General features: G+C 61.8%; 26 protein-coding genes. 16 read left to right on the top strand and 10 right to left on the bottom strand.

Annotated features, from left to right (window positions below):
• The first annotated feature begins 12 nt into the window (after nucleotides 1-12).
• The 10 genes from AC5ZGW_RS13070 to AC5ZGW_RS13115 are packed head-to-tail and all read left to right on the top strand — an operon-like array spanning nucleotide 13 to nucleotide 10,276.
• Nucleotides 13-186 carry a hypothetical protein gene (locus AC5ZGW_RS13070; RefSeq protein WP_456643494.1) on the top strand — a complete coding sequence of 58 codons (174 nt, stop codon included), beginning with the start codon at nucleotides 13-15 and terminating at the stop codon, nucleotides 184-186.
• A gap of 48 nt (nucleotides 187-234) precedes the next feature.
• Entirely contained in the window at nucleotides 235-663 is a 429-nt protein-coding gene (locus tag AC5ZGW_RS13075; protein WP_130222361.1) for a ParB N-terminal domain-containing protein, read from the top strand.
• Nucleotides 663-2,054, top strand: a complete 1,392-nt coding sequence (locus tag AC5ZGW_RS13080) for a Y4yA family PLP-dependent enzyme (protein WP_130222363.1) — start codon at nucleotides 663-665, stop codon at nucleotides 2,052-2,054. Before AC5ZGW_RS13075 ends, AC5ZGW_RS13080 begins: the two co-directional genes overlap by 1 nt.
• Entirely contained in the window at nucleotides 2,036-3,046 is a 1,011-nt protein-coding gene (locus AC5ZGW_RS13085; protein WP_130222365.1) for a PLP-dependent cysteine synthase family protein, read from the top strand. The genes AC5ZGW_RS13080 and AC5ZGW_RS13085 overlap by 19 nt, the downstream gene beginning before the upstream one ends.
• Nucleotides 3,043-4,182: an NAD/NADP octopine/nopaline dehydrogenase family protein gene (locus tag AC5ZGW_RS13090; RefSeq protein ID WP_130222367.1), complete on the top strand. Its 1,140-nt coding sequence runs from the start codon at nucleotides 3,043-3,045 to the stop codon at nucleotides 4,180-4,182. The genes AC5ZGW_RS13085 and AC5ZGW_RS13090 overlap by 4 nt, the downstream gene beginning before the upstream one ends.
• Entirely contained in the window at nucleotides 4,182-6,071 is a 1,890-nt protein-coding gene (locus tag AC5ZGW_RS13095) for an IucA/IucC family protein (protein ID WP_474417411.1), read from the top strand. Before AC5ZGW_RS13090 ends, AC5ZGW_RS13095 begins: the two co-directional genes overlap by 1 nt.
• The gene (locus AC5ZGW_RS13100) at nucleotides 6,068-7,297 is read left to right on the top strand and encodes an MFS transporter (protein WP_130222369.1); all 1,230 of its coding nucleotides are present in this window, start codon (nucleotides 6,068-6,070) and stop codon (nucleotides 7,295-7,297) included. Before AC5ZGW_RS13095 ends, AC5ZGW_RS13100 begins: the two co-directional genes overlap by 4 nt.
• Nucleotides 7,294-8,463, top strand: coding sequence for an ABC transporter substrate-binding protein (locus AC5ZGW_RS13105; RefSeq protein WP_130222371.1), 1,170 nt, complete (start codon nucleotides 7,294-7,296; stop codon nucleotides 8,461-8,463). The genes AC5ZGW_RS13100 and AC5ZGW_RS13105 overlap by 4 nt, the downstream gene beginning before the upstream one ends.
• Entirely contained in the window at nucleotides 8,463-9,530 is a 1,068-nt protein-coding gene (locus tag AC5ZGW_RS13110) for a FecCD family ABC transporter permease (protein WP_130222373.1), read from the top strand. The genes AC5ZGW_RS13105 and AC5ZGW_RS13110 overlap by 1 nt, the downstream gene beginning before the upstream one ends.
• The gene (locus tag AC5ZGW_RS13115; protein WP_130222375.1) at nucleotides 9,524-10,276 is read left to right on the top strand and encodes an ABC transporter ATP-binding protein; all 753 of its coding nucleotides are present in this window, start codon (nucleotides 9,524-9,526) and stop codon (nucleotides 10,274-10,276) included. Before AC5ZGW_RS13110 ends, AC5ZGW_RS13115 begins: the two co-directional genes overlap by 7 nt.
• 91 nt (nucleotides 10,277-10,367) lie before the next feature.
• On the opposite strand, the gene AC5ZGW_RS13120 is transcribed toward AC5ZGW_RS13115, so the two are convergent.
• The 8 genes from AC5ZGW_RS13120 to AC5ZGW_RS13155 are packed head-to-tail and all read right to left on the bottom strand — an operon-like array spanning nucleotide 10,368 to nucleotide 16,980.
• Nucleotides 10,368-11,216, bottom strand: a complete 849-nt coding sequence (locus AC5ZGW_RS13120; RefSeq protein WP_130222377.1) for a VOC family protein — start codon at nucleotides 11,214-11,216, stop codon at nucleotides 10,368-10,370.
• A 22-nt stretch (nucleotides 11,217-11,238) separates the two neighbouring features.
• Nucleotides 11,239-12,120, bottom strand: coding sequence for a VOC family protein (locus AC5ZGW_RS13125; protein ID WP_130222379.1), 882 nt, complete (start codon nucleotides 12,118-12,120; stop codon nucleotides 11,239-11,241).
• A 2-nt stretch (nucleotides 12,121-12,122) separates the two neighbouring features.
• Nucleotides 12,123-12,872, bottom strand: coding sequence for a TetR/AcrR family transcriptional regulator (locus AC5ZGW_RS13130; protein WP_130222381.1), 750 nt, complete (start codon nucleotides 12,870-12,872; stop codon nucleotides 12,123-12,125).
• On the bottom strand, nucleotides 12,859-13,182 hold the full coding sequence (locus AC5ZGW_RS13135) for a non-heme iron oxygenase ferredoxin subunit (protein WP_207230889.1): 324 nt from the start codon (nucleotides 13,180-13,182) through the stop codon (nucleotides 12,859-12,861). The genes AC5ZGW_RS13130 and AC5ZGW_RS13135 overlap by 14 nt, the downstream gene beginning before the upstream one ends.
• Nucleotides 13,179-13,940, bottom strand: coding sequence for an SDR family NAD(P)-dependent oxidoreductase (locus tag AC5ZGW_RS13140; protein WP_130222383.1), 762 nt, complete (start codon nucleotides 13,938-13,940; stop codon nucleotides 13,179-13,181). Before AC5ZGW_RS13140 ends, AC5ZGW_RS13135 begins: the two co-directional genes overlap by 4 nt.
• Nucleotides 13,941-13,952: 12 nt before the next feature.
• Nucleotides 13,953-14,438: an aromatic-ring-hydroxylating dioxygenase subunit beta gene (locus AC5ZGW_RS13145; RefSeq protein WP_130222385.1), complete on the bottom strand. Its 486-nt coding sequence runs from the start codon at nucleotides 14,436-14,438 to the stop codon at nucleotides 13,953-13,955.
• Between the two features lie 11 nt (nucleotides 14,439-14,449).
• Complete coding sequence (locus AC5ZGW_RS13150; protein ID WP_130222387.1) at nucleotides 14,450-15,745, bottom strand: aromatic ring-hydroxylating oxygenase subunit alpha; 1,296 nt, start codon at nucleotides 15,743-15,745, stop codon at nucleotides 14,450-14,452.
• 23 nt (nucleotides 15,746-15,768) lie between these two features.
• Nucleotides 15,769-16,980 (bottom strand): NAD(P)/FAD-dependent oxidoreductase, encoded by a 1,212-nt coding sequence (locus AC5ZGW_RS13155; RefSeq protein ID WP_165435010.1) that lies wholly within the window; start codon nucleotides 16,978-16,980, stop codon nucleotides 15,769-15,771.
• 172 nt (nucleotides 16,981-17,152) lie between these two features.
• On the opposite strand from AC5ZGW_RS13155, the gene AC5ZGW_RS13160 reads away from it, so the two are divergent.
• The 6 genes from AC5ZGW_RS13160 (at nucleotide 17,153) to AC5ZGW_RS13185 (ending at nucleotide 23,104) form a co-directional block, all read left to right on the top strand.
• On the top strand, nucleotides 17,153-18,184 hold the full coding sequence (locus AC5ZGW_RS13160) for an amidohydrolase family protein (protein ID WP_245474482.1): 1,032 nt from the start codon (nucleotides 17,153-17,155) through the stop codon (nucleotides 18,182-18,184).
• A 4-nt stretch (nucleotides 18,185-18,188) separates the two neighbouring features.
• A complete protein-coding gene (locus AC5ZGW_RS13165; RefSeq protein ID WP_130222393.1) occupies nucleotides 18,189-18,671 on the top strand; it encodes a hypothetical protein in 483 nt (160 codons plus the stop codon).
• A complete protein-coding gene (locus AC5ZGW_RS13170) occupies nucleotides 18,668-20,173 on the top strand; it encodes an AMP-binding protein (RefSeq protein ID WP_245474468.1) in 1,506 nt (501 codons plus the stop codon). The genes AC5ZGW_RS13165 and AC5ZGW_RS13170 overlap by 4 nt, the downstream gene beginning before the upstream one ends.
• A gap of 31 nt (nucleotides 20,174-20,204) precedes the next feature.
• The gene (locus AC5ZGW_RS13175; protein ID WP_207230891.1) at nucleotides 20,205-21,014 is read left to right on the top strand and encodes an alpha/beta fold hydrolase; all 810 of its coding nucleotides are present in this window, start codon (nucleotides 20,205-20,207) and stop codon (nucleotides 21,012-21,014) included.
• The gene (locus tag AC5ZGW_RS13180; protein WP_130222399.1) at nucleotides 21,011-21,790 is read left to right on the top strand and encodes a 2-keto-4-pentenoate hydratase; all 780 of its coding nucleotides are present in this window, start codon (nucleotides 21,011-21,013) and stop codon (nucleotides 21,788-21,790) included. Before AC5ZGW_RS13175 ends, AC5ZGW_RS13180 begins: the two co-directional genes overlap by 4 nt.
• A gap of 81 nt (nucleotides 21,791-21,871) precedes the next feature.
• Nucleotides 21,872-23,104 carry an ABC transporter substrate-binding protein gene (locus AC5ZGW_RS13185; RefSeq protein ID WP_130222401.1) on the top strand — a complete coding sequence of 411 codons (1,233 nt, stop codon included), beginning with the start codon at nucleotides 21,872-21,874 and terminating at the stop codon, nucleotides 23,102-23,104.
• A 107-nt stretch (nucleotides 23,105-23,211) separates the two neighbouring features.
• Here AC5ZGW_RS13185 and AC5ZGW_RS13190 read toward each other — a convergent pair whose 3' ends face one another.
• Nucleotides 23,212-24,441: an ABC transporter substrate-binding protein gene (locus tag AC5ZGW_RS13190; RefSeq protein WP_130222403.1), complete on the bottom strand. Its 1,230-nt coding sequence runs from the start codon at nucleotides 24,439-24,441 to the stop codon at nucleotides 23,212-23,214.
• A gap of 24 nt (nucleotides 24,442-24,465) precedes the next feature.
• A complete protein-coding gene (locus tag AC5ZGW_RS13195) occupies nucleotides 24,466-25,605 on the bottom strand; it encodes an acyl-CoA dehydrogenase family protein (protein WP_130222405.1) in 1,140 nt (379 codons plus the stop codon).
• Nucleotides 25,606-25,653 lie beyond the last annotated feature (48 nt).

Raw genomic sequence — 25,653 nt, forward strand, 5'->3', positions numbered from 1 at the left:
GTGAGAGGCTTTATGGATGCTTATGATGGCTCGGTCGTGGGAGGAGGTGTCAGCGCATTTGTTCGCGCGTTAACCCCGCTGCTGGACACGCAGACCGAGCAGCTCGTTCGCGAACAGCCGGCGTGCCTGCAAACCCTCTGTTCCTTGTCGCTGCGCGTTGGCACCAACGACGCAGCGCCACCCTGAAGGCGCTTCCCGAACGGTTCCTGCTGACAAAAAATCAGGCTGGTCGATATGCAAGTTCGCTTCCTTTCGCCAACATGCTTGATCCCGACCGAAGAGGTCGATGCCAACCGGGTAGCGGAGCTGCAGATGCAAATCCTCCGCGCGGGTTGTTGGACTGTTCCGATCACGGCGGAGAAGGACGCTCTCTTCGTGATGGACGGTCATCACCGGCTAGCAGTCGCGCACCGCCTGCAACTGCCACTGGTGCCGGTGATTCTCTTGGACTACAGCGCAGTGCGGGTGGAGAGCTGGCGCGCGGGCCAGACGATCACGCCTGCGAGCATCCTCGCGATGGCGCGCAGCGGCCGAAAATTCCCCTGCAAGACGACGCGACATATTTTTGATCAAAGCCTGCCCAATTGCAACCTGCCGTTGGAGAGCTTGCGCCACCTTGCTCCGACAGAACGCGCCGTAGCCTATGCCGAAAGGGCAAGGTGATGACCTTGCATTGCTACAAGCCCGGCGCGGGCCTCTCACCAATTCTGCGGCCAAGCACGGCGGAGCTCTTGGCTGGCAACGGCCCGCTGCTGATCGATTGGGTCGCCCGACATGGATCTCCGGTCAATCTGATCTGGCCCGATGAGCTGCAGAAGAATATCGAGGTACTCAGAGGCGCCTTGCGAAAGAGCGGCGTCACACACGCGCTCTATTACGGAGCGAAAGTCAACAAATCGCCCGGGCTGTTGGCCGCAGCTCTGCGGGCAGGGGCCGGCATTGACGTCTCAAGCCTTTATGAGTTGCGAGATGCCAGACGGCTCGGCGCCGACGGCGCACAACTTGTGGCGACAGGCCCGGCGAAGACGGCGGCATTCCACAACGAGCTTATCAACTGCAACGCGCTCATATCGGTGGATTCACCGGAAGAGCTCGAGGATCTGATCCGCGGGCTTCCGGCAGGCGGCCCGGTTCAGCCGGTGCTGCTGCGTTTGCGTCCCGCCAACCAGGCGCAGAGTCGCTTCGGCATGCCGGCCGCGGCCATCCGGCATTGTCTGTCGCGCATTGCTGGCGAAGGCCGCTTGCGCTTTGACGGGCTGCACTTCCACCTGAGTGGCTATAGTTGGGAATCTCGCGCGCAAGCGATTAGAGAGGCCGCCGGTCTGCTCAGCGAATCCCGCGCACAAGGTTTTGCGCCGCGCATGATCGACATTGGGGGCGGGTTGCCGATCCAATATGTCGATCAGCGCGCCTATCAGGCGCATCTTGGGGCACAGATGCCCGAGGACTACCGCACCGGGAAGATACCGGATTCCTTCTATCCCTACGGGGGAGAGCTTTCCGCTGCCGAGTGGCTGCGTTGTTTGCTGAGCGCACCGATGGCCGATGGCCGCAGCTTTGCGAACTATCTTGTCCATGAGGGGCTGGTGCTGGGGATGGAGCCCGGGCGAGCACTGGCCGATCAGGCCGCGATTTCCGTCTTCCGGGTGTTGCGCGTGAAAGCCGTTGGCCCTGATGCCCATGTCGTCTTCGTCGAAGGCAGCAGCTTCAGCGCTTGCGAAACCTGGTTTGGCTCCGAATTTTTGGTCGATCCCATCCTGGTTCCGGCCACATCGCCGCCGATCGCCGCAAAATCTATCCGAGGTTATCTGGCCGGCCATAGCTGCTTGGACGAGGACGTCCTTAGCAACAGATGGCTCACCTTTCCCATCGCTCCGCGAGCGGGAGACCTTCTGGTTTACGCCAACACCGGCGGTTACCAGATGGACCTCCTGGAAAACGAATTCCATCGCCACCCGATGCCGAGCCGCCTTTGCGTGGTTCAGGATGTAAAAGGACAGCTAACGCTCGTCCCCGACACAGTAGGAGAGGCACAATGCTCTGCAGGACCGTAAGCCAGCTGATCGGCCAAACGCCGGTGATGCCGATTGCCGTGCCCAACAGCGATGCCACGCTCGTGCTGAAGCTTGAAAAGAACAATCCGGGTGGCTCCATGAAGGACCGCATGGCGCGCAGCATGGTGCTTGCCGCGCTTGAGGACGGGCGGCTCCCGCCGGGCGGCACGATCGTCGAATCGTCGTCCGGAAACACTGGGATCGGACTGGCGTTAGCCGCAGTGGAATTGGGCCTGCGCTTCATTGCCGTTGTCGATCATCACGCCGCGCCGGACAAGATCCGCATGATGCGCGCGCTGGGCGCGGAAATTCGTTATGTCGAAGGCGACTATCGGGAGGACGAGGTTGCGGTGGTGGAGCGCCAACGGCTGGCCGCCCAACTCGGCGCCCAGCTTCCTGATGCGTTGTTCATGAACCAGTCCGACAATCCGGCAAACCCGGAAGGCTATGCCGGTTTCGTCGACGAGCTCCTGGCACAGCTTCCAGACGGCATCGATGCCTTTGTCGGCTGTGTCGGCACCGGCGGGTCGATGACCGGTATCGCCCAGCGTCTGAAGCGGGTTAACCCTGCTGTCCGGACAATCGCTGTGGAACCGGCCGGCTCGATCGTCTTCGGCAAGCCTGGCCATCCCTACTACCAGTCGGGCACGGGAACGCCCGCCGGCGATGAAATCGGCAAGGTGCTCGACTATGGATGCATCGATGAAGGGGTGCAGGTCACCGACACGCAGGCCTTCGAAACAGCACGTTTTATCGCGCGGCGCCACGCGCTTCTGGTCGGGGGCTCGACCGGGGGCACCATCTACAAGGCGCTGGAATTCATTGCAGCCGGCAAGTTGTCCGGCACGGTGGTCACGCCCGTTGCCGACGGTGGCGAGAAATATCTTGGCTCGGTCTTCGACGATGAATGGATGGCCAAGCGCGATTTGTTGGATCCGACCATCGCCGCACAGCTCGACGCCTGGCTCACCGGAAGGGCGCGCGCAGCATGAAGGTGACGATCTGCGGTGCGGGGCGCACTGGGCATTTGAATGCCGTGCTCTTCAAGCAGCGTCCAGGTATCACTGTTTCCGTGCTGACGGGGGCGGCTGCCGTCGCCGATCGATGGACGAGGGGAGACGGTGTTTGGTGGGCCCAGACGCCGGACGGCCACCTCTTGAGCGGACGGCCCGACTATGTCGGCACCGATCCGAGCGAGGCACTTATAGGCACGGACATGGTGATCGTGACGCTGCCGGCCCACGCGCGGCCTGCGCTTCTACACTCCTTCGCAGGGCATCTCCCCCGGGACAAGCACGTCTATGTTGGCGCGATTCCCGGCTTTTGCGGCTTCAACTGGCTCGCAGCCGAAGCCCTTTCGGGTACGGACAATGTGGTGATCTGGGGCATGAAGGACGTGCCCCATACGGCCTTTGACTTGGTGCCAGGCGAGCGGGTGCGCATGGGAGGGGCCAAGGCTCAGCTCTTCGCGGCGCTTCATCGTCGCGAGACCGCAGCGAGCCGCGCCGAGCTCCAGGCGATGCTGGGTCACATCTATGAAGCCCCCGTCACCCTGCTGCAGGACTATCTCGAAATCACGCTGACACCGGGCAACGCATTGATGCATCCCGCCGTGCTCTATGCCCTGATCGGCCCTGGCGCGCCCTGGGAAAACAAGCCGTTTGACCGCCCCCTTTGCTGGTGGAGCGATTGCCCACGCGCCGGCGCCGAATTGCTGGAGGCCTGCGATGCGGAAAACCAGGCAATCCGCCATGCGGTCGAATTGCGCCTGGGCATTGATCTGAGTTCGGTGAAGCCGCTCCGACAGGAATTGATCGACGCTTATGGCAGCCAGATCGAGGACGACCGGACTATGTATACGCTGCTGCGAACAAACCGTGCTTATGCGGGCATTCGCGCCCCACTTGTTCCCAATCCGGACGGGCCCGGCCTTGTCATCGATCGCGCAAGCCGCGCTTTCCACGAAGACATAGCCTTCGGGCAGGCGTTGCTGGTGGAATTGGCCACGCGGCTTGAAGTGGCAACTCCCGCTATCACGAAAACCTACAACTGGGCGCTCAACTATCATGGCGGGTTCACCGAAGGCGCGCCGGCCTTTTTGCCCGCCAACTGGCCGGAGGAAGCGTAGTGGACGAGTGGATGCCTTCCTCCGCAGATGCCGAAGCTCAGGCGCGTGCCGGGCGGCTTTGGTCGGACGCATCGCGCAATGCGGTCAACCGGTTGGTCCGCTGCCTGTTCGCCGAGCGCCTTCTTGAACCGGATGCATTGTTGTGGGCGCGCGACGGCAACCAAGCATGGCTCCCCCTTTGGCAGTCACGCCGGGTCCTGCATTTCACCGACCTGCGTCGCGCGCCTGCCGGGACATTGCAAAATCGTGGTTCTGTCGAAATACTAGACGAGACCGGTGCTCGCTACCGGATCGGTGGTCCCTCCGACCTCATCCGGCAGGTCGCGCCGGCCTTGGCGATCTCGCCAGCATCGGACGGCGTCGAGCATCTCATACGCGACGTCGAGGACAGCATGCGCAACGACATCCTGGCGCGTCGTCACCGGGAGCACTGGAGCGCCGAGCTGCGAGGGAAGGTAGCCGAAGCAGGCGTGCAGGGATTCCTCGCATATCTGGAAAAGAGCCTGCCGCCGCATCTGGCGGCTATGACGCTCGATCAGTGGGGCGCGCTGGAAGGTCATCCCTTTTATCCGACATGGAAGGCCAAACCCGACCTGTCGCCCGAGGACGTCGCGGCTTTGTCGCCTGAGTTCGGTGCTCGCGTGCGCGTCCGAATAGCAGCGCTGCGCAAAGAATGGTCGTATGTGGAGAAGATGCCGCATGTCGGCAGCTATTCGGAATGGTTCTCACAAAGCTTCCCCGAGCTCTGGCGCGACTGGGCCGAAGGATTGCATAAACGTGGAAAGTCTCGCGAGGACTGGCTGCCTCTCCCTGTCCATATCTGGCACCTCGACAATTTCCTGCGCCGTGAGTTCGCGTCCGAGATTAGTTCCGAAGTTTTCGATCCGGATGGCCCGGAGGTCATAACGCTGCCGTCAATGTCGTTCCGCACAATGCTGCCGGACACACAGGAGCCGAGGCCCTTTATCAAACTGCCGGTGGCGATCTGGATGACCAGCGAACAGCGCACTCTGCAGGCCAAATCGATTTACATGGGGCCGCGTCTCAGCACCCTGATTTCCGATATTCTGTCAAAGGAGAGGGATCTTTCTGACAGGTTGGAGATCTTCACCGAAGAGCTCGGCGCAATCCTGCACCACCCCGTAACGGGCGACGAGCATCCGGGCCGCTTTCTATCGGTCGTCTACCGCAACTGCGACGCTCTGGCGCGAAATGATGGGCTGTTGCCGGTCACTGTTGCGGCACTCTTGACGGCAAGCCCGATCGATGGGCGCCCGCTCATTTGTGAATTGATTGCCAGAAGCGGCGATGAAAGTGAAGCAGCCGTATCGGCGTTCTTCCGTGCCTATGTAGGGACCGTCATCCGGCCAACGCTCGCCATGTATCTGCTTTACGGAATTGCTTTTGAGGCGCATCAGCAAAACAGCACGATCCTGTTCGATGAAACCGGCCGCCCGCGAAAACTGCTGATCCGTGATTTCGGCGACGGCCGCAGTTTTGCGCCCCTGTTCAAGGAACGAGGGTACCACCTCAAGCCCTTCACTCGCACGGGGATCTTACCCACCACATTTGATGACAATATCAGTCTTGTGCGCTCATTCGTCATCGATGCCTGCTTCGTCTGCCACCTTCATGAAGTCGCACTGTGCCTCGACCAACATTATCCACTGTCGGGCACAAGCCTTTGGCGCATCCTGCGGGAAGAGGCCGAGGCAGTTTTCGATGCGCTCAGGCCGCGCATGTTGTCGGACGCATTCTGGCAGGAAGAACGCAAGGCCTTTCTTGAGAAACCCTGGCCGAGCCGCTCCGTGCTGCGGATGCACCTGGAGCGTTATCGCGACTATCGGGTTGAGCACGAGCTGCCGAATCCACTGGCGGGAGCGGAATGACAACTGCTTCTGCCTTGTTTCGCGGCTTCGGTCCTGTTTTTGTCTTGCTGTTCGGGCTGCAATTCATTTCCATGGGCGCCATGGAAATGAGTGGTCCATTCTGGCCGATCCAAATCAAAGCGTTGAGCCCTTCCGACAGCGTCTTTGGACTCGCAGGCGTGGGTGTCTATGTGGGCCCGATGATTGGTATGTCGCTGACCAGCACCTTTTGGGGGCGAATGGGCGATCGCTACGGCAATCGGCTGATGATGGTTCGGGCGCTCGGCGGGCTAGCGGTCACGCAACTCCTTGTCGCTGTTGCACAGGATGTCTGGACGATCATCGCGTTGCGTTTCTTGCAGGGCGCCTGCGCCGGCTATATCGCCCCAGCGCAGGCCTATGGCGTGCAGATTACCGGCGGGAAGGATCGCGCAAGCCTGTTCGCCTGGCTTCAGGTTGCGACCAATGTGGGCTCGCTGGGCGGCGCCTTCCTGGGCGGGCTCATTCTCGATCGATTCCCTTTTGCTGCAGTAAATCTGACCGCCGGGGCGATTTGTGCGCTGTGCGCTGCCGTTGCCTGGTTGAGCCTGCCCGTACCGACGCCAGGAGCTGCTGCCGCCAATCCCGGAAACGCGGGTACCGCAAAGCCTACGGCGTCGACAGGTGCTCCGATCGGAGCTCTTCTTGCCTTGATGGGGATGCTGCTTGCCAGCCGCATGGTCCTGCAGGTTCCTTTCTCACTGTACATGACCCGGGTATTTGGCGCGCCGCACTGGGTCGCCGGCCTCACTTACGGACTGCTGGCGTGCGGCTTTGTCGTGGCCGCGCCCCTATGGGCGCGGCTCTTCGAGAAACGAACGCCATCCTATGTGCTGGGCGGGAGCGTGCCGATTTCGGCCGCGTGCGTTTTGGTTACGCATCTGGCGGGCAGCACGAACTCCGTTGCCGTGTTCGCGTTCCTGTATTTTATCTGGGGCGCGCTTCTTGGGGGAACGACGCCGGTGCTTCTCGCGCTCATTTCGGCAGCTGTCTCTAATGATAGGCAAGGTTCGGTTCTGGGCCTTGCGCAAGCCTGCCAGCAGGTTGCTTCTGCGAGCGGCATCGTTGCCGGTGTCGGGGTCACCCAGCTCTTTGGTCTCGAAGCCGCTTTCCCGCTCGTCGCCACGCTTTACGCCTTGTCATTTTTGTCGGCTCTCGGCATCTGGCTCAAAACTGCGCACTCCGCTCAAGAAGGAAGTCGACCATGACGGAATACCGATCGCTGCTGCACGCCGCGGTGACGGCTATTGTCCTGATCGCTTTGCTTCCAACAGCAGCATTTGCCGGCGAACCTGGACTGACACAGACACAGGCGCCGCTTACCCTCACTGATATCGCAGGCCGCCAGGTGACGCTTAACGCGCCTGTCAAACGGATGCTTCTGGGCGAAGGCCGGCAGCTCTATCTCATCGCCTCGCTGGAACCCAAAGATCCCTTGGCCCACGTCGTTGCCTGGCGCACCGATCTGATCGCGGCCGACCCGGCCACTTACGCGCAGTATCTCGAAGTGTTTCCCGAGTTGGCGAAGCTACCTTCCTTTAAGGGGCAGGAGGACAGCCTGATCGACATCGAATCGGCGATCATTCAGAAGCCTGATGTGGTGCTGCTCAATCTTGAAGCCATGCAGGCCAACAAGGACGCCAGCTACATCGAGAAGCTCGCGGCACTGAACATACCGGTTCTTTATATCGATTTTCGTCACCGTCCCCTGGAAAACACCGAGCCGACCATTCGGCTCCTGGGCAGGATCATGGGGCGCGAGGCGCGTGCGGAGGAGATCATCGCGTTCCGCCGCCAGGCCATGGCTACGGTTGCCAACGTCCTTGCCGCCAAACAACCGAAGCGCCCCAATGTGTTCGTCGAGCGGATCGGTGGCTACTCGCAGGATTGCTGCCTGTCTTTCGGCGCCGAGAATTTCGGCAAATATGTCGAACTCGCTGGCGGCCATAATATCGGCAGCGATATCATTCCTTCGACCTTCGGGCAGATCAGCCCCGAGCAGGTCATCGTCGCCAATCCCGAGCATGTGGTGGTTACCAGCGCTGACTGGCAAGCCTATGTGCCCGGGGGCCATTGGATTCCGCTTGGACCAGGGGCGGATCCTCAGGTGACGCGCAAGAAGCTCGAATGGTTCGCTACTCGCGACGCCTATACCGGTATCGCGGCAAAGAAGACGCGGAATTTTCACGGCATTTGGCACCAGTTCTACAACAGCCCATACGAATTTGTTGCCGTCCAACAATTGGCGAAGTGGTTCCACCCCGACCTGTTTGCTAATCTGGACCCCAATGCAACTTTTGCCGAATACCATCGTCGCTTCCTGCCCATCGAGTACCGGCCCGGCTATAGCGTCAGCCTTTCGGACAGCCAGTGATGACCGATGTCCATACCGAAACATTGCCCTTAGCCGGAGGCGACGCCTATCAAGCGCTCAGCGTCAGGCGATGGATCGTTCTCCTTGTGCTGGTGGTCGGTGTCTGCGTCGCATTGGTCGGTGACCTTTCGACTGGACCGGCCAGCTACAGGCTTGGAGAGGTTGTGCGCACGCTCGTTCTGCCGGCGGAAGCGGATGCGCAGATGCGCGTCATTGTCTGGTCGATCCGCATGCCGTCGGCCCTTATGGGCGTCGTGGTCGGTGTGGCGCTTGCCATCGGCGGCGCTCAGATGCAGACCATCTTGAACAATCCGCTGGCGAGCCCGTTCACGCTGGGCCTTTCCGCCGGTGCAAGCTTCGGCGCGGCCCTTGCGCTCGCCTTCGGTGTCGCGCTGGTTCCCATCGCGGGCGACTATGTCGTCGCGGCCAATGCTTTCGTCATGGCCATGGCAACCGCCTTCCTGATCCATTTGGCCAGCCTTCGGCGCGGAGCCTCGATCCATGTGATCGTGCTCTTGGGCATAGCGCTGGTTTTCAGTTTCAATACGGCACTCGCTATCGTCCAGTATTTCGCCGCCGAGCAGGCGGTCGCGGCCATCGTCTTCTGGACCATGGGCAGCCTCACCAAGGCGACATGGCCCAAGCTCGCCATCACCGCGCTGGTCGTGGGTCTAACCTTGCCGGTCTTTCTGCGCCGCCGGTGGCAGTTGACGGCCTTACGTCTTGGCGAGGCGCGCGCGGCAAGCTTCGGCATTCCCGTGCGGCGCCTGCGGCTCGAAACCCTGATCCTTGTCTCTCTTTTGACGGCGATCCCCGTCGCGTTTGTCGGCACGATCGGCTTTATCGGTCTCGTAGCTCCGCACATCGCACGCATGATGGTCGGCGAAGACCAGCGCTTCCTGCTGCCCGCGAGCGCGTTGACTGGCGCGCTGATCATGTCGTTCAGCTCCATCCTGGCCAAAATCGTGGTACCCGGCGCCGTCCTGCCGATCGGCATCGTCACCTCGGCGATCGGATTGCCGGTCTTCCTCTATTTGATTCTGAAAAGCGGAAGAGACATATGGTAGTGCTGAGCACGCATCGCCTCGGCGCCCGCTTCGGATCACGCGAGGTACTGCGTGATGTGACCCTTCCGCCCTGTTATGGCGGCGAGGTTGTGGCGGTCATTGGACCGAATGCTGCGGGCAAGTCGACGCTGTTCCGGCGCCTGGCAGCTATTCTTCCGGGGCCCGGGGAGTGCCGGTTGGAAGGTGTGCGCGATGCAGATCGCGCCGTCGCCTATATGCCTCAAGACCAAACGGCAAGCGCGGTGCTGACTGTATTCGAATCCGTCCTTCTTGCGCGTAAGCAGGTCAGCGGCTGGCGTCTGGAGAGGTCCGATCTTGTGGCGGTGGACCAGGCGCTGGCGTCACTCGATATGGGCGATCTTGCCAATGAAATCCTTTCCGAGCTGAGTGGCGGACAGCGCCAGCTCGTCGGGCTTGCTCAATGTCTCGTGCGCGAACCGCAGGTGCTGCTCTTGGACGAGCCGACCAGCGCGCTGGACATGCACCGCCAGTTGGAAGCGATGCGGCAGGTGCGCAGCCTTGCGCATGACGACGGTATGCTCGTGCTGATCGCGCTGCACCATCTCGACCTGGCGCTCAAATTCGCCGACAAGGTCGCTATCCTCTCTGATGGAACGTTGCACGATTTCGGCACGGCGGCTGAAGTCCTGACGCCGGAAAACCTTGCCGCAACCTTTCGCATCAGGGCACGTATCGAATCCTGTTCGCAAGGCAAGCCACATTTGATCGTCGACGACGCGATCTGATGTCCCACGCGCCGGTGGCATTTGGAAAGGGCCGCTCGGCTGCAGCCCGCGCATCAGGCTGCGGACCGATACCGAGTGTCGTTTGCCGCGTCTACCGCGCGCGCTTTGATTTCGATCCCCACATGCAGAGGCTTGTCGGTTCGAACCCGAACTGGCGCGGCCGATGCGATTCCTCGTCCTCGATCTCATCCACCCCGACCGAATATTCGAACACCATGCCGTCGGGCCCCTGGAAGTAAAGGAACCGCGCGCCGGACGTCGGGTGACGGCCAGGGCCGAAGACGATCAGCACCCGTTGCTCGGACAAGTGATAGAAGGATCGCAGCACGTCGTCGTTGCTTTGCACCTGATGGTTGATGTGCTGGATCCCGGGACCTCTGGCCGGCGCAAGCGCGATGGTGTGATGGATCGCGTTCACACGCATCAGCGCAATATCCCCGATGCGATCGCTGACGCGCGCGTTGCAGACCTCCGTCCAGAACTTCTCGTCGCGAACCGGATTGGTCGAATTCAAGCCGACATGACTGAAGCCAGTGATGCCGGCGTCACGCGAAGCAAAATAGCGGCGGCCATGCTGCTCCGGACGGACAACCAGCTCGATCTGGTTGCCGCTCGGATCCTTGAAGCCAATGAAGGCGCGAACCTTGCGTGCCGAGCATTCGGCGGCCGCGCCGACATGCACCGGATGACCAAGCGCGTCCAGGGTCGTGGCGGCCTCGTTCAAATCGCTCTCGTTCTCGACTTCGAATCCGATGGTCTGATCGGCCGGGTCGCCTTCAAAGTAGCACAGCGTATGCGCGCGTTCGTCTGAACGCAGATAGAGCGAGTTCCGCGACCTCTCGCTCACCTGAAGACCAAGGCATCTGGTCGCAAATGATTCCGCTTCCTCGAGGCTCGAGCTCCCTAGCCGCGCATAGGTGACATCCTTGAGCTGGATCATGGTTGCGCTCCTTTTGCAGAGATTAGGTGATGGCTTGCCGCAGCTCCGGAATCTCGGAGCATTCGCTTCCCCATTCGCATAGTGAGGAAGCTGCCGGCGCAAACTGCCTCGCATGGTGCCGGGTATCGATGTCGGCCAGCCCATGTCCGTACGAGAAGACTTGTCCTTCTGGTCCGGCAAATCGCAGAAAGATCTGGCCGGATGCTGCTTCGCGGCCTGGGCCGTGCAGGATCTTGATCTGTCGCTCCTGCGCGAAATAGTGGTTCTGCATGATCGAATCGAGACTTTCGACTCCGTAGCAGACGTCAAGCAGCCCCGCCCGATCGGAAGGGTAGAGCGCAATCCGGTGATGCTTCCGGTCGATGCTGAGATAGGCAATATCGCCGACCCAATCGCTGATCGCCGCTCCCAGGATCGTGGTCCACAGCTTCAGGTCATCCGCCATCGCGCGGCTGCGAAGGCCCACGCATTGCAGGCCGGTGACACCGGCATCGCGGCTCGGGAAGTAGCGCCGGCCGCTTACCGCCGGGCGTGACACAAGGTCGATCTCATTGCCGCTCGCGTCGCGCACGATCAGTGCGCGCCGTACAAAACGCCGGCTGCATTCCTCTGCGGACGCCTCGCGGACTTCAAATCCCTCTCGCTGCAGGGCATCGGCCGCTCGATCAACGTCATCGGCGGAGGCGACCTCCATGCCGACGCTTGACCTGTCGGCGCCTTCGACGAGACAAAGCGTGTGGAAGCGCTCGTCGGACCGGAACAGAAATTGCTCCTTGTCATCAGTGACGCGCTGAAGCCCCAGAATGTCGGTCGCGAAGGCCGCGGCGGCCGGGCCGTTCTGTACCGCAAGCCTCACATAGCAGAGCTGGATCAACGGGATAGGGGCGAAGTGCTTGGCGTCCATTTTCAACCACGGTTCTTTTGGTCGTTCGCCATCGCCGTCTGGAGGTGTTGGCGAACGATGTCGCGCCACACCTTCAGCAGGCGACTGAACTGCTCAGGATCTTTTTCGATCAGGGTTCGAACCGAATAGCCGCGGACCACGCTCAGCGTGAGCGAGAGGATATCGCTGGCGAGTTGCTTGGGAACGCCCGACGACGTCAGCGCTTCGAGCCAGGCGGCCTCGACCGAAAACCGGCTGGTGCGGGAGTTCCTGTACGTCTCCCGCTTGAGAATGCGCGAGTCGCTGTCCGCGCTCATTGCGATCGCGAGTTCGATGAAGAAATAGTCGCCGAAATAGAAATCCTGCGCGTCCTTGATGATCCCTTCGATTGGATCGTTTCCGCTGTTCTGGGCGAGGTGGGCCCGGCGGGCGCTCTCCACCAGCGAAACTTCGTTGACGTGCCTGATGACGGCGACCAGAAGATCGTGCTTGCTCTTGAAATGATGCAGCAGGGCGCCGCGCGAGACGCCCGCGAGCTCGGCCACCTCGACGGTGCGCAGGCCGCGCAGTCCGTTCGCGCGCACCAGCTTCACCGCGGCCTCGATCAATTGGGTCTGCGTCGCTTCGCTGCGCTCCGCTTGGGTTCGCTTGGGGGCGTATTTCGGCTCGCTTGAGCTGTTGCGGCGTGATTGCAGCCGTTGCCGCGCCGCGGTGCGGGGCAGGGACGCCCGGCCTCCGTGTGCGCCTGGCTTCGTCTTGTCAGCATTCGACATAAACGTCCTCTTCGCTCAGTTTGACGCGGAAGGTCTTCAGCGCGACCGTGCAGGGCATGCCGGTCGGCTGCCCATTAGTGACGTCGAACGTGCCGAAGTGCCACGGGCACTCGACGATTTTCCCCGTCAGAATGCCTTCTTCCGACAGCGAAGCCTCGCCATGGGTACACAGATCGGCCGTGGCATAGATTGCTCCGTCCACATTGTACACGGCGATGTTGGTGCCATCAGGCAGCGTTGCCTGGCGGACTTCTCCCGGCGGGAACTCGTCCAGCCTTCCGATCAGCACGTCTTTGGTCATCGTATTCATAGCATCGTGCTTCCGCCATTCACGCTGATGACCTGGCCTGTGACGAACGCGGCTTCCCTGGAGGCCAGATAGCAGACCATGGACGCGATCTCGTCCATCTCGCCGGGGCGTCCCATCGGCACCACGTCGACGAATTTTCGGATTGATTGCGGCGCCTTGGCGGCCGCGCGTTGCACCTGGGGCGTATTGACGATGCAGGGTGCAACGACATTGACGGTGATCCCGTCGGTCGCGAATTCGCGCGCGAGCCCTGTGGCGATGGCGTGAACGCCGCCCTTTGCCGCGTTGTAGGCAGCGTGATCATAAAGCCCGTTGCGGACGGAGTCGGCGCCGATATTGACGATCCGGCCGTAGCGCTTCGTCTTCATCATCGGCACGGCGTGCCACGTGCACCACAGCATCGTCCAGAGATTACGGTCGATGGTCGTCCGCAGTGTCTCAGGAGTGTGCTCCAGGAACGGCTTGATGATGCCGCCGCCGGCATTATTCACGAGGACATCGATGGTGCCGAACGCCTTCACGGCATCGCCGATCAATCGGCCGGCGACATCTTCCTTCGAGAGATCGCCGCTTCGGACCAGCGGCCGTTCGCGGCAGAGCGAGGAGAGACCGTCGGCCGTAGCGGTCAACCTATTCTCGTCGAGGTCCGAAAGCACCAGCCTGGCGCCCCCTCGGGCAAAATGCTGCGCGATCACCGCGCCGATGCCGCTGGCGGCGCCGGTGATCACCACAATCTGTTCGGCAAATCGTTTTTCCATCGGGGCTGCCTCTCAGAGCACAATGGAAATCCGGCCATGCGGACGCAGGCCTTCGCCGCCAAGCAGGCAGCGTTTCTCGCTAATCCTTATCCTGCTCTCATCGACCTTCAGGCGGTAATTGCTCGTGCCGAAATAGAGATCGGTCGTGCCGTCCTTGGTGCGGAAGGTCTGGAACACCGCGCTGACATCGACGGAATCTTCGCCTCGCCCACGGATACGCACGTTGCCGACGATGCGGCTGGTCTTGGAGTGCGGGAATTCGGCGTGCGCGGTTCGTTTCATCAGGCGCTTCACCCGCTCACCCAGCCGGAACCGGTCGTCGGCGATATAGAAGAGGTTGTTGTCCGCCGAAGCGTCCGGCGGCAGATCGGTGCAGGGGACCTCGTAGGTTGCGTCATCGGTAAAGAGCTCCAGCCATTCCGGCAGTCGCCATTGATCGAGCAGGTCTGCTTCGTGAAACAGGAAGTCTTCCACGTCTGATCGTTCGATTGCGCACATGACGATCTCCTTCAGGCTGCGACGTTCTTGATGCTGGAGATCGGCGCCGGAAACATCATGGCGTTCCACTGGGTCCAGAACGCGCGCATCTGAAGCTCGTCATTGTGGGCGGGGCGCTCCTTGCCCATTCCCTTGGAGATATCGTTCCATTGCGCTTCCTTCGCGTTATTGAAGCCGCGCTGGCAATGTTCGAGCGCCTCGGCATCGTCAGGCGTCGCGAAGCCGCCGGGCCCGAGAAATTCGAGAAAGTTGTTCAGACGATATTTGCGAGCCCATGAGGTCTCGTCGTTCGGCCCCAGAGCCCAGGCGCTGATGACCATATAATCAGCGGCCATCGGAAAGTAGGTGCGGACGGTCAGCGCCATGATGTCGTTGACGACGAGATTCGGGAAGATGAAGAGATTCCGGTTCTTGCGGGAAATGCGGTCGGCGCGTTCCTTGCCGAAGCGCTGCACCAGATTGTCGTAGAGGCGGCTGATTTCCTGCTTTCCGCTATCGCCCCACGCTGGAATCCATTGCGCGACCGGCCGCGCCCACGGCGCGCCGTATTCGAGAACGGCGTGGCCGTTGCCGAGGTCATAACCATATCCGCCGCCGCCCATGCCGCCGGCGAGGCCGTCGGTCGTGTTCATCAGATAGTCGAAGTAGCTCGCATGCGTGGTGGTCGCATGATAACCATCGATGCTGTTCTCCGTGAGCAACTTCCAGTTCGCCCGGATCGAGTATTCCTGGGTGCCGGCAATGATCGAGAGGCCCGCGTCGGTCTGATCGCAGATGAGATCGAGATATTCCTTCGCGCCGGCGAGGTAATCGACGAGAGGGACGATGTTCCTGTCAAAGGAGCCGAAGCAGAAGTCGCGGTAGGTCTCGAAGCGCGGAACCGCTTGCATGTTGGAGGATTCGCGATTTTTGAATCCTTCCGCATAGGCTTCCTCGCCGGGCTGGCTGCGCAGCTTGCCGTCGGCTCCGAACACCCATCCGTGGTAGAAGCACTGAAACGATTTCGCATTGCCTTTCCGCTCGCGGCAGACCTGCGCGCCGCGGTGAGGGCAGGTGTTGAGAAGCGCGCGAAGCGTTCCCTTGCTGTCGCGCGTGAACAGGATGCTGCGACCGGCCACGGTCCGGCTTACGAAGTCGCCGGGCTTGGGAAGCTCGGATGCATGGCCGAGATAGAGCCACGAGCGCTCGAACACGAGCTCCTTCTCCGCCTTGAATATCTCGGGATCGGTAAAGTTGCGGCGTGCAACCTTGAAGATCTGCTGGGCGGGATCAACCAGGATCGCTGGCTGACGGCTGTCGGTCTGCATGTCGTTTCCTCCGTCTGCGCTCTTCATGACGCGAGAGCTTGTTTCAAGTCGAAAGCGGGATTGGCGATGTCGGATGGATTGACCCGCTTCCGGGAAGCGGCAAGCCTTCGTAGCAGCGCCATGTCCTTGGGTGAGCTCACGGTGACGGCGCCGACCACTTCGCCGTCGCGGAGGCTGATGGTGGTGAAGCGTCCGCGCTCGACATCCCCGCGCACGATCTCGTCGGCGCCGCCGGGGTGGCCGATCACCTGGATGTTCGACTCGAATTGGTCCGACCAGAACCAGGGCGGCGCCTCGTAGCTGACATCCTGACCGACCATATTCCTGGCCGTCGCGATCGCCTGGTTCTGCGCGTTGGCCCAGTTCTCCACGCGCATCCAGCGTCCGTGCCAGTCGCTCCATTGTTCGGCGACGTCGCCGGCTGCATAGACGCCTTCGATGTCGGTCATGCCGGAGGGGCCGACACGAATGCCTTGATCGACTGCGAGCCCCGCCTGGCGGGGAAGGTCGGCCGCAGGCTCAACGCCGACACCGACGACGACGAGATCGGCCGGAACGATCCTTCCGTCGGACAACTGAATCCCTTTGGCCGTGGCGCCCACGATGGTCACGTTGCAGCAGACAGCGACGCCGCGGTCGCTGTGCAGCCGCCTCAGATATCCGCTCAGCGCTGGCGAGCCGACCTGTGGTAACAGCCGATCGGCCTTCTCCAGCACGGTGACCTCGCAGCCGCGGACGATGGCCGCCGAGGCGACCTCGAGACCGATCACGCCGCCGCCGACCAGCACCACTTTGGCGTCCTGCGTGAGATTGCGTCTGAGTTCGCGCGCATCGGCGATGCAGCGCAGATAGCAGACGCGCAATCCGCAATCGTCGAGATCGCGCAACCGACGCGGCCGCGTGCCGGTCGCTAGCAGCAGGCGATCGAATGAAATCTCGCGGCCGTCCGACAGCCCGATCGCACGACGATTCAAATCAATCGCAACAGTCGGCGTGGAGGTGCTCAGCTCGATGTCGATCGCTGCCCAATCCTGCGAATTTCGGATGAAGCGCGGTTCTTCTTCCACATTGATCAGCATGGCCTTCGAAAGTTGCGGTCGCTCGTAGGGCGGATGCTCTTCTTCGCCGAGCAAAGTGATCGGCCCGCGATGCCCGGCGGCCCGCAACGCCTCGGCTGCGCGCGCGCCGGCCTGGCCTGCGCCCACGATGACGATGCGTGTCCGGGATAGATCCAATGCGTTCACTCCCCTTGAGCGGTTCTATGCCGCTCGCAGCGCTTCTCGCGGCCGCTTGACAAGCAGGATAAAAACAATCATTCCTGTTTGTAAAGTGAATTATCCTGCGCAACTCGAAAAGCGCTTCGCTGCAGCGCAGGGATCAGGGAAGGAAAGGAGGGCGCCATTGCCAGTGGTGGATGCCCATACGCATGTCGTGCCTGCACGACTCCCGGCTGACAAGGCGCGCGACCCGCTGTGGCCGAGCGTCGAGCTTTCCGGCGACAAGGCCGCGGTGATGATTGGCGGAAAGGTGTTCCGCAAAATCGACTCGCGCTCGTGGGACGTCAGACGCAGGCTGGCGGACATGGAGGAGGACGGCACCGCAATGCAGGTGCTGTCCCCGATGCCGGAGCTGCTGTCGCATTGGTTACCGCCTGATGACGCCGAGCACCTCGCCGAGATCATCAACGAGCACATCGCCGCGATGATTGGCGAGGCTCCGCGCCGGTTCGCCGGAATCGGCATGGCCTGTGTTCAGGATGTGCCGCGCGCGCTGGCGCAATTGCAGCGCATCAAGGCGCTTGGTCTCGCCGGCATCGAAATCGGAAGTCATATCGATGGCGTCGCGCTCGGCAGCAAAGCGCTCCATCCGCTCTATGAAGCCGCTGAGGCGCTCGACCTCTGCATCTTCGTTCATCCGTTGCATCCGGCCGGGGTTGAGCGGATCGGGGCGGGACCCGAATTCGCGGCGACGGCAGCATTTCCAGTCGAGACCGCGCTTGCCGCAGTGTCGATGCTTGCGGCCGGCGTGCTCGAGAAATTTCCCAGGCTGCGCATCCTGCTCAGCCATGGCGGGGGCGCGCTCCCCTGGATCCTGCCGCGGCTCGACTGCGGCTGGTCGCTCGGCGGCGAAATGCAGAAACGGATGACGAGATCGCCAAGGGAAATCGCGCGCCGCTTCTTCTACGACTCGATTCTCTACGATGGCCCCGCGCTTCAGTTCATGTCTTCGGTCGTGGGATCGAGCCGCATCGTGGTCGGCTCCGACTATCCGTTCACCATTCGCCAAAAGCATCCCGGCGCATTTGTCCAAGCAGCGCTGCCGGACTGCCCGGGCGTTCTCGCCGACAACGCCTTCGCTTTTCTTGGCCGCGCCTTGGATCTGGAAACCCAGCATGCAGCAACTAGCGATCGTCACCCCGTCGCGTCACAGCAGGCCTAGCGTCATGATTGCCTGCCGGTCGCTGCCGCAGATGTGCCTGCTGGGTCCCGTTCCGCCGCGGACACCCGGTCGCAGCGATGCGCAGGTCCCGTCCGACGCTGCGCTCGGCGTCAGCCGCTACGGGCGTATCTCGTATGTGTATTTCTACAGCGAGGATGAGCCCGATGACGTCGCGTTCGGCCTGCTCGACATGGAGATCGCCGTTCAGCGTCGGGGCCGCAACGAATTCGCCCTGGAGATCTACTGCATCGGCGACGGCTATCAGAGCGGGCACGGCTCGAGCGCGGCGGCACCGCTCACCGTGGAGCTGAAGGCCGGCAACCGCACGGTGGCGACGACGCGCTGGAACTATCCCGATGTGCTCAATGGCCACATGGATCCACTGACATTCACGACGTCGATCACTTTGTCGGAAGCGGACTTCGAGGCGCTCGACCACGTCTATCTGCCCTCTGTTCGCGCCGAGGCGATGATATGCCTGGAGTGAAGCGGGACAGGTCGATCGTCATCGGAACGCACAGCGTTTCGTGCGACGCGCTGCTCGCACAGGGCAGGCGCGCTGCATCAGCGCTTGCGGCAGCCGGCGTCAACGAAGGCGATGCGATCGCACTCCTGATCCGGAACGATCCGATCTATTTCGAAGTGATGCAGGCAGCCTCTCTGCTCGGGGCCTATGTCGTACCGCTCAACTGGCACAGCACCGCGGACGAAATCCGTTACATCCTCGCCGATTGCGCGCCGCATGCGCTGATCGGCCATGCTGGCCTGCTGCAGGGTGTTGCGGCCGCAATTCCGGCCGACCTTCCGACGTTTTTTGCGCCGTCCGGTGCCATGGCCTCGTCGGACGCTCCTTCGTGCGCCCGCGCCTGGGCTCCGCATCGTGACGGTTTTGCCGAATGGCCGGAACCGGCGCGCGCCCCGCGCGGGACCATGATCTACACCTCCGGCACCACCGGCCGACCGAAAGGCGTGCGTCGCGCGCCGATGAACGCCGAGCAGGTGAGCAAGAACGCCGCCTTGCTGCGACAGATCTACGGCATCGAGCAAGGCATGCGCGCATTCGTGTGCGGCCCGCTCTATCATGCCTCACCCGGTGCGTTTGCCAGGCAGGCGTTTCAGCATGCCGATCTCGTGGTCTTGCAGCAAAATTTCGATCCCGAAGAATTGCTGAAGACGATCGAGGAACATCGCATCACCCATCTCACGATGGTGCCGACGATGTTCGTACGCCTGCTTCGGCTCAGCGACGCGGTCCGATCGCAGTACGACGTTTCGTCCATTCGCTGGGCGACCCACACCGGCGCCGCGTGCCCGCCTGATGTCAAACGGCACATGATCGACTGGTGGGGGCCGGTGATCCACGAAACCTATGGCGCCACCGAAACCGGACCGGCCGTCGGCTGCAACTCGCATGAATGGCTTGCCCATCCGGGTACCGTCGGCAGGGCGATGGCGGGCACGACCTTACGTATTTACGACGACGAGGGTCGCGAGCTCGGCACAGGACAGATCGGTGAAATCTACCTGCGCACGGAGGCCTATGCCGATTTCACCTATCACGGCAGGCCGGAGCAGCGCGAACAGATCGATCGGGGCGGGCTCGTGACCTGCGGCGATGTCGGCTACGTGGATGCTGACGGCTATATCTTCATCTGCGACCGCAAGCGCGACATGGTCATCTCCGGCGGCGTCAACATCTATCCCGCGGAGATCGAAAATGTCCTGGTGAACTGTCCGGGCGTACGGGACTGCGCAGTGTTCGGCGCACCCGACGAGGAGTTCGGAGAAAGCCTGATCGCCGCCATCGAAGCCGAGGGCGGGATTCGGCTTGCGGCCGAAGCCATCGCGACATTCCTGGAAGGGCATATCGCCCGATTCAAGATCCCGAAGCGGTTCGTGTTTCATGACGCGCTGCCGCGCGAGGCGAGCGGAAAAATCTTCAAGCGGAAACTGCGCGACGCCTATCTGCAGGCGAACGCGCGAGGCTAACAGAATTCATCATCGAAGTCGGAGATCAATAGTGGAACTGAAGGGTAAGCATGTCGATGTTGCGGGTACGCGCACGCACTACTACGACGTCGGGCAAGGGGAGCCCACTATCCTCATCCATGGCGGAGGGCCGGGGGCTTCCGGCCTGAGCAATTATCGCAAGAACGTCGAGGCTCTTGCGGCGCGCCGTCGCGTCATCGTGTTCGACCTTCCCGGATTTGGCGAGACCGAGGGGAAGCTGAAGGACGGCCCGATCTTCGAAGCGATGGGTGACTTCACCCGCGCCTTCATGGACGCGATCGACGTCAAGAAGGCGAGCTTCGTCGGCAATTCCCTCGGAGGCGCGACGTCGCTGATGGTCGCCTTGCGCGCGCCTGAACGAGTCAACCGGCTGGTGCTGATGGGGACCGGCGGAAGCCAGGCGATCTTCTCGCCGATGCCGACCGAAGGCCTGCGGCGGATGGCGATGTTCCATGCCGGCGAGGGGCCGACGTTGCAGAAGCTGAAGGGCGTGATCGATCTTCTGGTGTTCGATCAGTCCTCGATCACCGAAGAACTGCTGGCCGAGCGGCTCAAAGCCGCCACCCGCCCCGATGTCATCGACATCTTCAAGCGGCCGCCGCTCGATATCTGGCGTGAGAATCTCGCCGCGCTGAAGCATCGCACGCTTCTGATCTGGGGACGCGAGGATCGGGTCGTGCCGCTCGATTCAAGCTTCATCCTGCTCAAGACCATGCCGAACGCACAGCTTCACGTCTTTCCCAAGTGCGGGCACTGGGCGCAGTGGGAGAAGGCCGACGAATTCAATGCGCTGGTCGCTGACTTCCTGGACCGGCCATGAGCAATATTATTGAGAATATTGCGACACGTCTGCAGGAAGCCGAGGCGGCATGCCGCCCGATCGCGCCGATCGCAAGCGATATCGGCGAGGGGCGAGTGGAGGTGGCCTATGCGATTCAGGCCGAAGTCACGCGGCGCGGGATTGCCGGCGGCCGCCGGCTCGTGGGCCGCAAGATCGGGCTCACATCGAAAGCAGTGCAGCAGCAGCTTGGGGTCGATCAGCCCGACTACGGCGCGCTGTTTGCCGATATGGAGATCCCGACCGGCGAGCGAATCGAGGTCGCGCGACTGATCCAGCCGCGTGTCGAGGCGGAGATAGCGCTGGTCCTGGAGCGGGATCTTGCGGACGGTGGCACCACTCTCGGCGAATTGATGCGGTCGACGGCCTATGTCGTCCCCGCGCTCGAGGTGGTCGACAGCCGTATCAGCGATTGGAAGATCACGATCCTGGATACGGTGGCCGATAACGGCTCAAGCGCACGCTACGTGCTCGGCGCCTCGCCGCGCCGCCTGACCGATGTCGATCTGGAGGCCTGCGGCATGACGATGACGCGCAACGGCGCCATCGTCTCCGTCGGTTGCGGCGCCGCCTGTCTCGGCCATCCCCTGCGCGCCGCGCTCTGGCTTGCCCGCGCTATGGCCAAAGCCGGCCAACCGCTGCGGTCTGGCGATGCCGTGCTGACCGGCGCGCTGGGACCGGTGTCGCCGGTCTCCGCGGGCGAATTCTACGAAGCCAGGATTTCGGGGTTCGCTCCAGTGAGTGTTTCGTTCGTGTAGCTCACGGGGCCCTTCGCTGCCGCAGAGCAGCGGGCCCGTTGCAGCATTCAATTATAGCAAAAATGAAAGGGAGGAGCCGACATGACATTGATCTCGCGGCGAACAACCATCGCCGGCCTCGGCGCAGCGGCACTCACGTTCGGTCGAGCGTCGCGCGCACGCGCTGCAAACAATTACGGACCTGGAGTAACCGACACCGAAATCAAGCTCGGGACCACGGCACCCTATAGCGGGCCGGCGTCCGGCTATGGCGTCTACGGACAGGCGCAGACCGCTTATTTCCAGATGGTCAACGATAATGGTGGCATCAACGGCCGGAAGATCAACCTGGTTTCGCTGGATAATGCCTTTTCGCCGCCGAAAGCCGTCGAGCAGACGCGAAAGCTGGTGGAGTCGGAGGAAGTCTTTGCGATCGCCGGTTTCCTGGGAACGGCAACCAATGCCGCCGTGCAAAAATATCTCAACGCGAAGAAGGTGCCGAGCCTGTTCCTGACATCAGGTGCCGAACGCTTCAATGATCCGAAGGAGTTTCCCTGGATCGTTCCGTTCTATCCAATCTATGTCGCGCAAGGTGCGGCCTTGGCCACATTCATCCTGAATGAAAAGCCGGACGCCAAGATCGCCGTCCAATATGTCAACGACGATCTCGGCAAGGACTTCCTTCGCGGCCTGAAAAAGGGGCTGGGGGGCAAGGCGAGCGCCATCGTCAAGGAGGTCAGTCACGAGATCACCGAGCCCACCATCGACAATCAGGTCGCCGATTGCAGGGCGACCGGTGCCGATGTGTTCGTCCAGCTCACCTACTCCAAATTTGCCGCGCAAGGCATCCGGAAGGTGGCGGCAATGGGCTGGAAGCCGCTGCACGTCGTCAATTCGAATTGCAGCTCGATCGGAGGCACGCTTGCGCCGGCCGGCCTGGACAATGCGAAGGAATTGATCTCGGCATGGTGGGAGATCGTCGTGACCGATCCAAGACACCGGGACAAGCCAAGGGTGAAGGCCTATGTCGACTTCATGAAGAAATACATGCCCTCGGTCGGCATTGACGACAATACGGCGACGCCGGGCTACAACAACGCCTACATGATCGAGCAGGTTCTGAAGCGTTGCGGCAACGATCTGACGCGGGAAAACCTCTTGAAGCAGGCGACGTCGCTCAAGGGCGAACTGCCGCCGCTTTTCCTCGACGGCATCAAGGTCGAAAATTCTCCAACCGACTATCGCGCCATCCACAATCTGCAGATTTCCCGCTTCGATGGTGGGAACTGGATTCCCGTCGGCGACATGATCGATCTCGGTGCGATTGCGTCCTGAGCTCTCGCGAATCTCCGGGACCGCTGGGCGAGGGCGGCAAATGCCGCGCTCGCCTTTTCTGATGGAGAAACTGCATTCGCGAGCAACGCTGCGAACGCCCGGATGGATCACTCGGCGGACAGCGGATCGCCTGCCAGTGTCCAGCTCTCTCCGTCGAAAATCGCGATCCGAAGCGTCTTGAACGGCGTGTAGTCGTCGGGATGCATGCTGATCGAGATACCCGGTAGCATCATCGGCAGCCGTTCGCCATGGAGCGATGTCGCCTGGCGAATGAGGTTGTCCCGCGTCAACTGATCGCCGCATTTCTTCAGGGCGAGCGTCACGGCGTGGACGTTCATGTAGGCGACCAGGACGGAATAGTCGTCCGGATTGGCTGATGGCGCATATTTCTTCAGGAAGCTCTTGTAGGCCTTCACCTCTTCGTCATCGACCCATGCCGGGTCGCCGGGTTGTTTGAGGAACTGTGTCGTGACCAGACCTTTCGATGCCTCGAGGCCCGCCGGCTTCAGGATGGTCTCCACGGATGCCGTCGAGCCGCCGATTACGTGGAGCGGGCGCCACTTGAGCTCGTAGACCTTCCGGATCGATTGCGCGGCCGCCTTCGAGGACGATTGTTCAATCAGCGTGTCGATGCCGGCGGCTTTCAACTGAACGATTTGCGAATCGATCGTCGGATCGGCGAGTTCGTACGAAACCGCCGTGGCGATCTGCGCCGCCTTTTCGCCAAGCCCGGCCCGCAAGCCTTTGAGGTAGTCCTTTCCGTAATCGTCGTTCTGGTACAAGACGCCGATCTTGGCGTCGGGTTTTGCCTTCGCGATATACTTGGCGACAACGCGGCCTTCCGTCTCGAAATCAGGGTAGAGCGGCACGGTCCACGGAAAAGCCTTGGGATCGTTGAAGCGGCGTCCGCCGGCGGTGATGAAAAGCTGCGGCACCTGTTTGGAGTTCAGATATTTCTGAATCGCGACATTCGGCGCCGTTCCGATGGTGCCGACCTCAGCGAGCACGCCGACGTCCTCGATGAGCTTGCGCGACTGCTCGACCGCCTTGGGCGCACTGTAGGCGTTGTCCAGTTGCGTGAAGCTGATCTTGCGTCCGTTGATCCCGCCTTGTGCGTTCAGCATTTCGAAATAGCCGACGACGGCCCGTCCTGCGCCGGCACCGAAGGCGGAGGCGGGACCGCTGAGCGGGGTCGATTGGCCAAGCTTGATCTCGGTGTCGCTGGCTCCCGGGCTATAGGCGTGTTGTGCGTAAGCAGGTGATGCGGCGAGAAGCGCGGATATGGCGACGGCGGGCCAAATCCGGTGGATGGTCCAGGTCAAGATCGTTTCCTCCATGTTGTATTTGATTGTTCATTGTTGTTATCGCAGCAACTCGCGGGCGATCACCACGCGCTGGATCTGGTTGGTGCCTTCAAAGATCTGGGTCAGCTTGGCGTCGCGCATCATGCGTTCGACCGGATAATCCATGGTGTAGCCGTAGCCGCCGAAGATCTGGACGGCATCGGTGGTGACCTTCATGGCCGTGTCGCTGCCGATGCATTTCGCCATGCTGGCGAGCAGGTTCAATCGCTTCCAGTCGCCTTCATCGCCGGCCCGCGCGCATTCGTAGACGAGTGCGCGCGCGGCCTCGATCTGCATGGCCATGTCCGCAAGCATGAACTGCACGCCCTGGAATTCCGAGATCGATCGCTTGAACTGCTTGCGTTCCTTCGCATAGGCGATGCAGGCGTCGAGCGCGCCCTGCGCCAATCCCACCGATTGGGCGCCGATGGTCGGCCGGTTGAGATCGAGCGCGCGCATTGATGCGCGAAAGCCTTTGCCTTCCTCGCCGACGAGGTTCTCGGCCGGAACTCGCGCATTGTCGAAGAAGATCGGCGTATTCGGAGCGCCGTGAAAGCCCAGCTTTCGTTCGTGTCGCCCGAACGAGATGCCCGGCATCTGCTTCGGTTCGACGATGAAGACGCTGATACCGTCCGCACCGGCACTGTCGCTCGTCCGCGCCATCACCACAATATAGTCGGCGACGACGCCATAGCTGCACCATTGCTTGCGGCCGTTGAGGACGTAGCAGTCGCCATCTTTCCTGGCGCGGGTGTTGAGCGCTGAGACGTCCGAGCCGGCCTGTGGCTCGGAGATCGCGATCGCCGTCACGACGCCGCCCTTGGCGATGATCGGCAGGTATTTCTTGCGCTGTTCCTCTGAGCCGAAGTGAAGCAGCGGCATGATGAACATGGTGTTGAGGGCTGCGATCGAGGCGCAGGCGGGCGAGACCTTCGAGATCTCCTCGCGCGCGATGCAGGCCATCGTCAGATTGCCGTTCGGGCCGCCATATTGTTCCGGCACCCAAAGCTGCATCAGCCCCATCTCGCCGAACAGCTTCACGATCTCGAGTGGGAAACGATCAGTCTCGTCGATCTCGGCGGCGATCGGCGCCACATGCCGGGCGACCATTCTTCGGATGTTGTCGCGAAACGCGGTCTGCTCCTCGGTGAAGCTCATGGGGTTTCCGCCTGGTTTTTTGTAAGGAGCCCAAAAAAGGGACTTCCA

This window comes from Bradyrhizobium sp. Crot121 (assembly GCF_059512385.1).

Excerpts from the sequence above, each read along its gene's own strand:
- AC5ZGW_RS13185 (WP_130222401.1), top strand. The coding sequence starts at position 21,872 with ATGACATTGATCTCGCGGCGAACAACCATCGCCGGCCTCGGCGCAGCG.
- AC5ZGW_RS13070 (WP_456643494.1), top strand. The coding sequence starts at position 13 with ATGGATGCTTATGATGGCTCGGTCGTGGGAGGAGGTGTCAGCGCATTT.
- AC5ZGW_RS13110 (WP_130222373.1), top strand. The coding sequence starts at position 8,463 with ATGACCGATGTCCATACCGAAACATTGCCCTTAGCCGGAGGCGACGCC.
- AC5ZGW_RS13145 (WP_130222385.1), bottom strand. The coding sequence starts at position 14,438 with ATGTGCGCAATCGAACGATCAGACGTGGAAGACTTCCTGTTTCACGAA.
- AC5ZGW_RS13105 (WP_130222371.1), top strand. The coding sequence starts at position 7,294 with ATGACGGAATACCGATCGCTGCTGCACGCCGCGGTGACGGCTATTGTC.
- AC5ZGW_RS13090 (WP_130222367.1), top strand. The coding sequence starts at position 3,043 with ATGAAGGTGACGATCTGCGGTGCGGGGCGCACTGGGCATTTGAATGCC.
- AC5ZGW_RS13080 (WP_130222363.1), top strand. The coding sequence starts at position 663 with ATGACCTTGCATTGCTACAAGCCCGGCGCGGGCCTCTCACCAATTCTG.
- AC5ZGW_RS13115 (WP_130222375.1), top strand. The coding sequence starts at position 9,524 with ATGGTAGTGCTGAGCACGCATCGCCTCGGCGCCCGCTTCGGATCACGC.
- AC5ZGW_RS13120 (WP_130222377.1), bottom strand. The coding sequence starts at position 11,216 with ATGATCCAGCTCAAGGATGTCACCTATGCGCGGCTAGGGAGCTCGAGC.
- AC5ZGW_RS13150 (WP_130222387.1), bottom strand. The coding sequence starts at position 15,745 with ATGCAGACCGACAGCCGTCAGCCAGCGATCCTGGTTGATCCCGCCCAG.
- AC5ZGW_RS13100 (WP_130222369.1), top strand. The coding sequence starts at position 6,068 with ATGACAACTGCTTCTGCCTTGTTTCGCGGCTTCGGTCCTGTTTTTGTC.
- AC5ZGW_RS13075 (WP_130222361.1), top strand. The coding sequence starts at position 235 with ATGCAAGTTCGCTTCCTTTCGCCAACATGCTTGATCCCGACCGAAGAG.
- AC5ZGW_RS13135 (WP_207230889.1), bottom strand. The coding sequence starts at position 13,182 with ATGAATACGATGACCAAAGACGTGCTGATCGGAAGGCTGGACGAGTTC.
- AC5ZGW_RS13165 (WP_130222393.1), top strand. The coding sequence starts at position 18,189 with ATGATTGCCTGCCGGTCGCTGCCGCAGATGTGCCTGCTGGGTCCCGTT.
- AC5ZGW_RS13140 (WP_130222383.1), bottom strand. The coding sequence starts at position 13,940 with ATGGAAAAACGATTTGCCGAACAGATTGTGGTGATCACCGGCGCCGCC.
- AC5ZGW_RS13085 (WP_130222365.1), top strand. The coding sequence starts at position 2,036 with ATGCTCTGCAGGACCGTAAGCCAGCTGATCGGCCAAACGCCGGTGATG.
- AC5ZGW_RS13130 (WP_130222381.1), bottom strand. The coding sequence starts at position 12,872 with ATGTCGAATGCTGACAAGACGAAGCCAGGCGCACACGGAGGCCGGGCG.
- AC5ZGW_RS13180 (WP_130222399.1), top strand. The coding sequence starts at position 21,011 with ATGAGCAATATTATTGAGAATATTGCGACACGTCTGCAGGAAGCCGAG.
- AC5ZGW_RS13195 (WP_130222405.1), bottom strand. The coding sequence starts at position 25,605 with ATGAGCTTCACCGAGGAGCAGACCGCGTTTCGCGACAACATCCGAAGA.
- AC5ZGW_RS13125 (WP_130222379.1), bottom strand. The coding sequence starts at position 12,120 with ATGGACGCCAAGCACTTCGCCCCTATCCCGTTGATCCAGCTCTGCTAT.
- AC5ZGW_RS13190 (WP_130222403.1), bottom strand. The coding sequence starts at position 24,441 with ATGGAGGAAACGATCTTGACCTGGACCATCCACCGGATTTGGCCCGCC.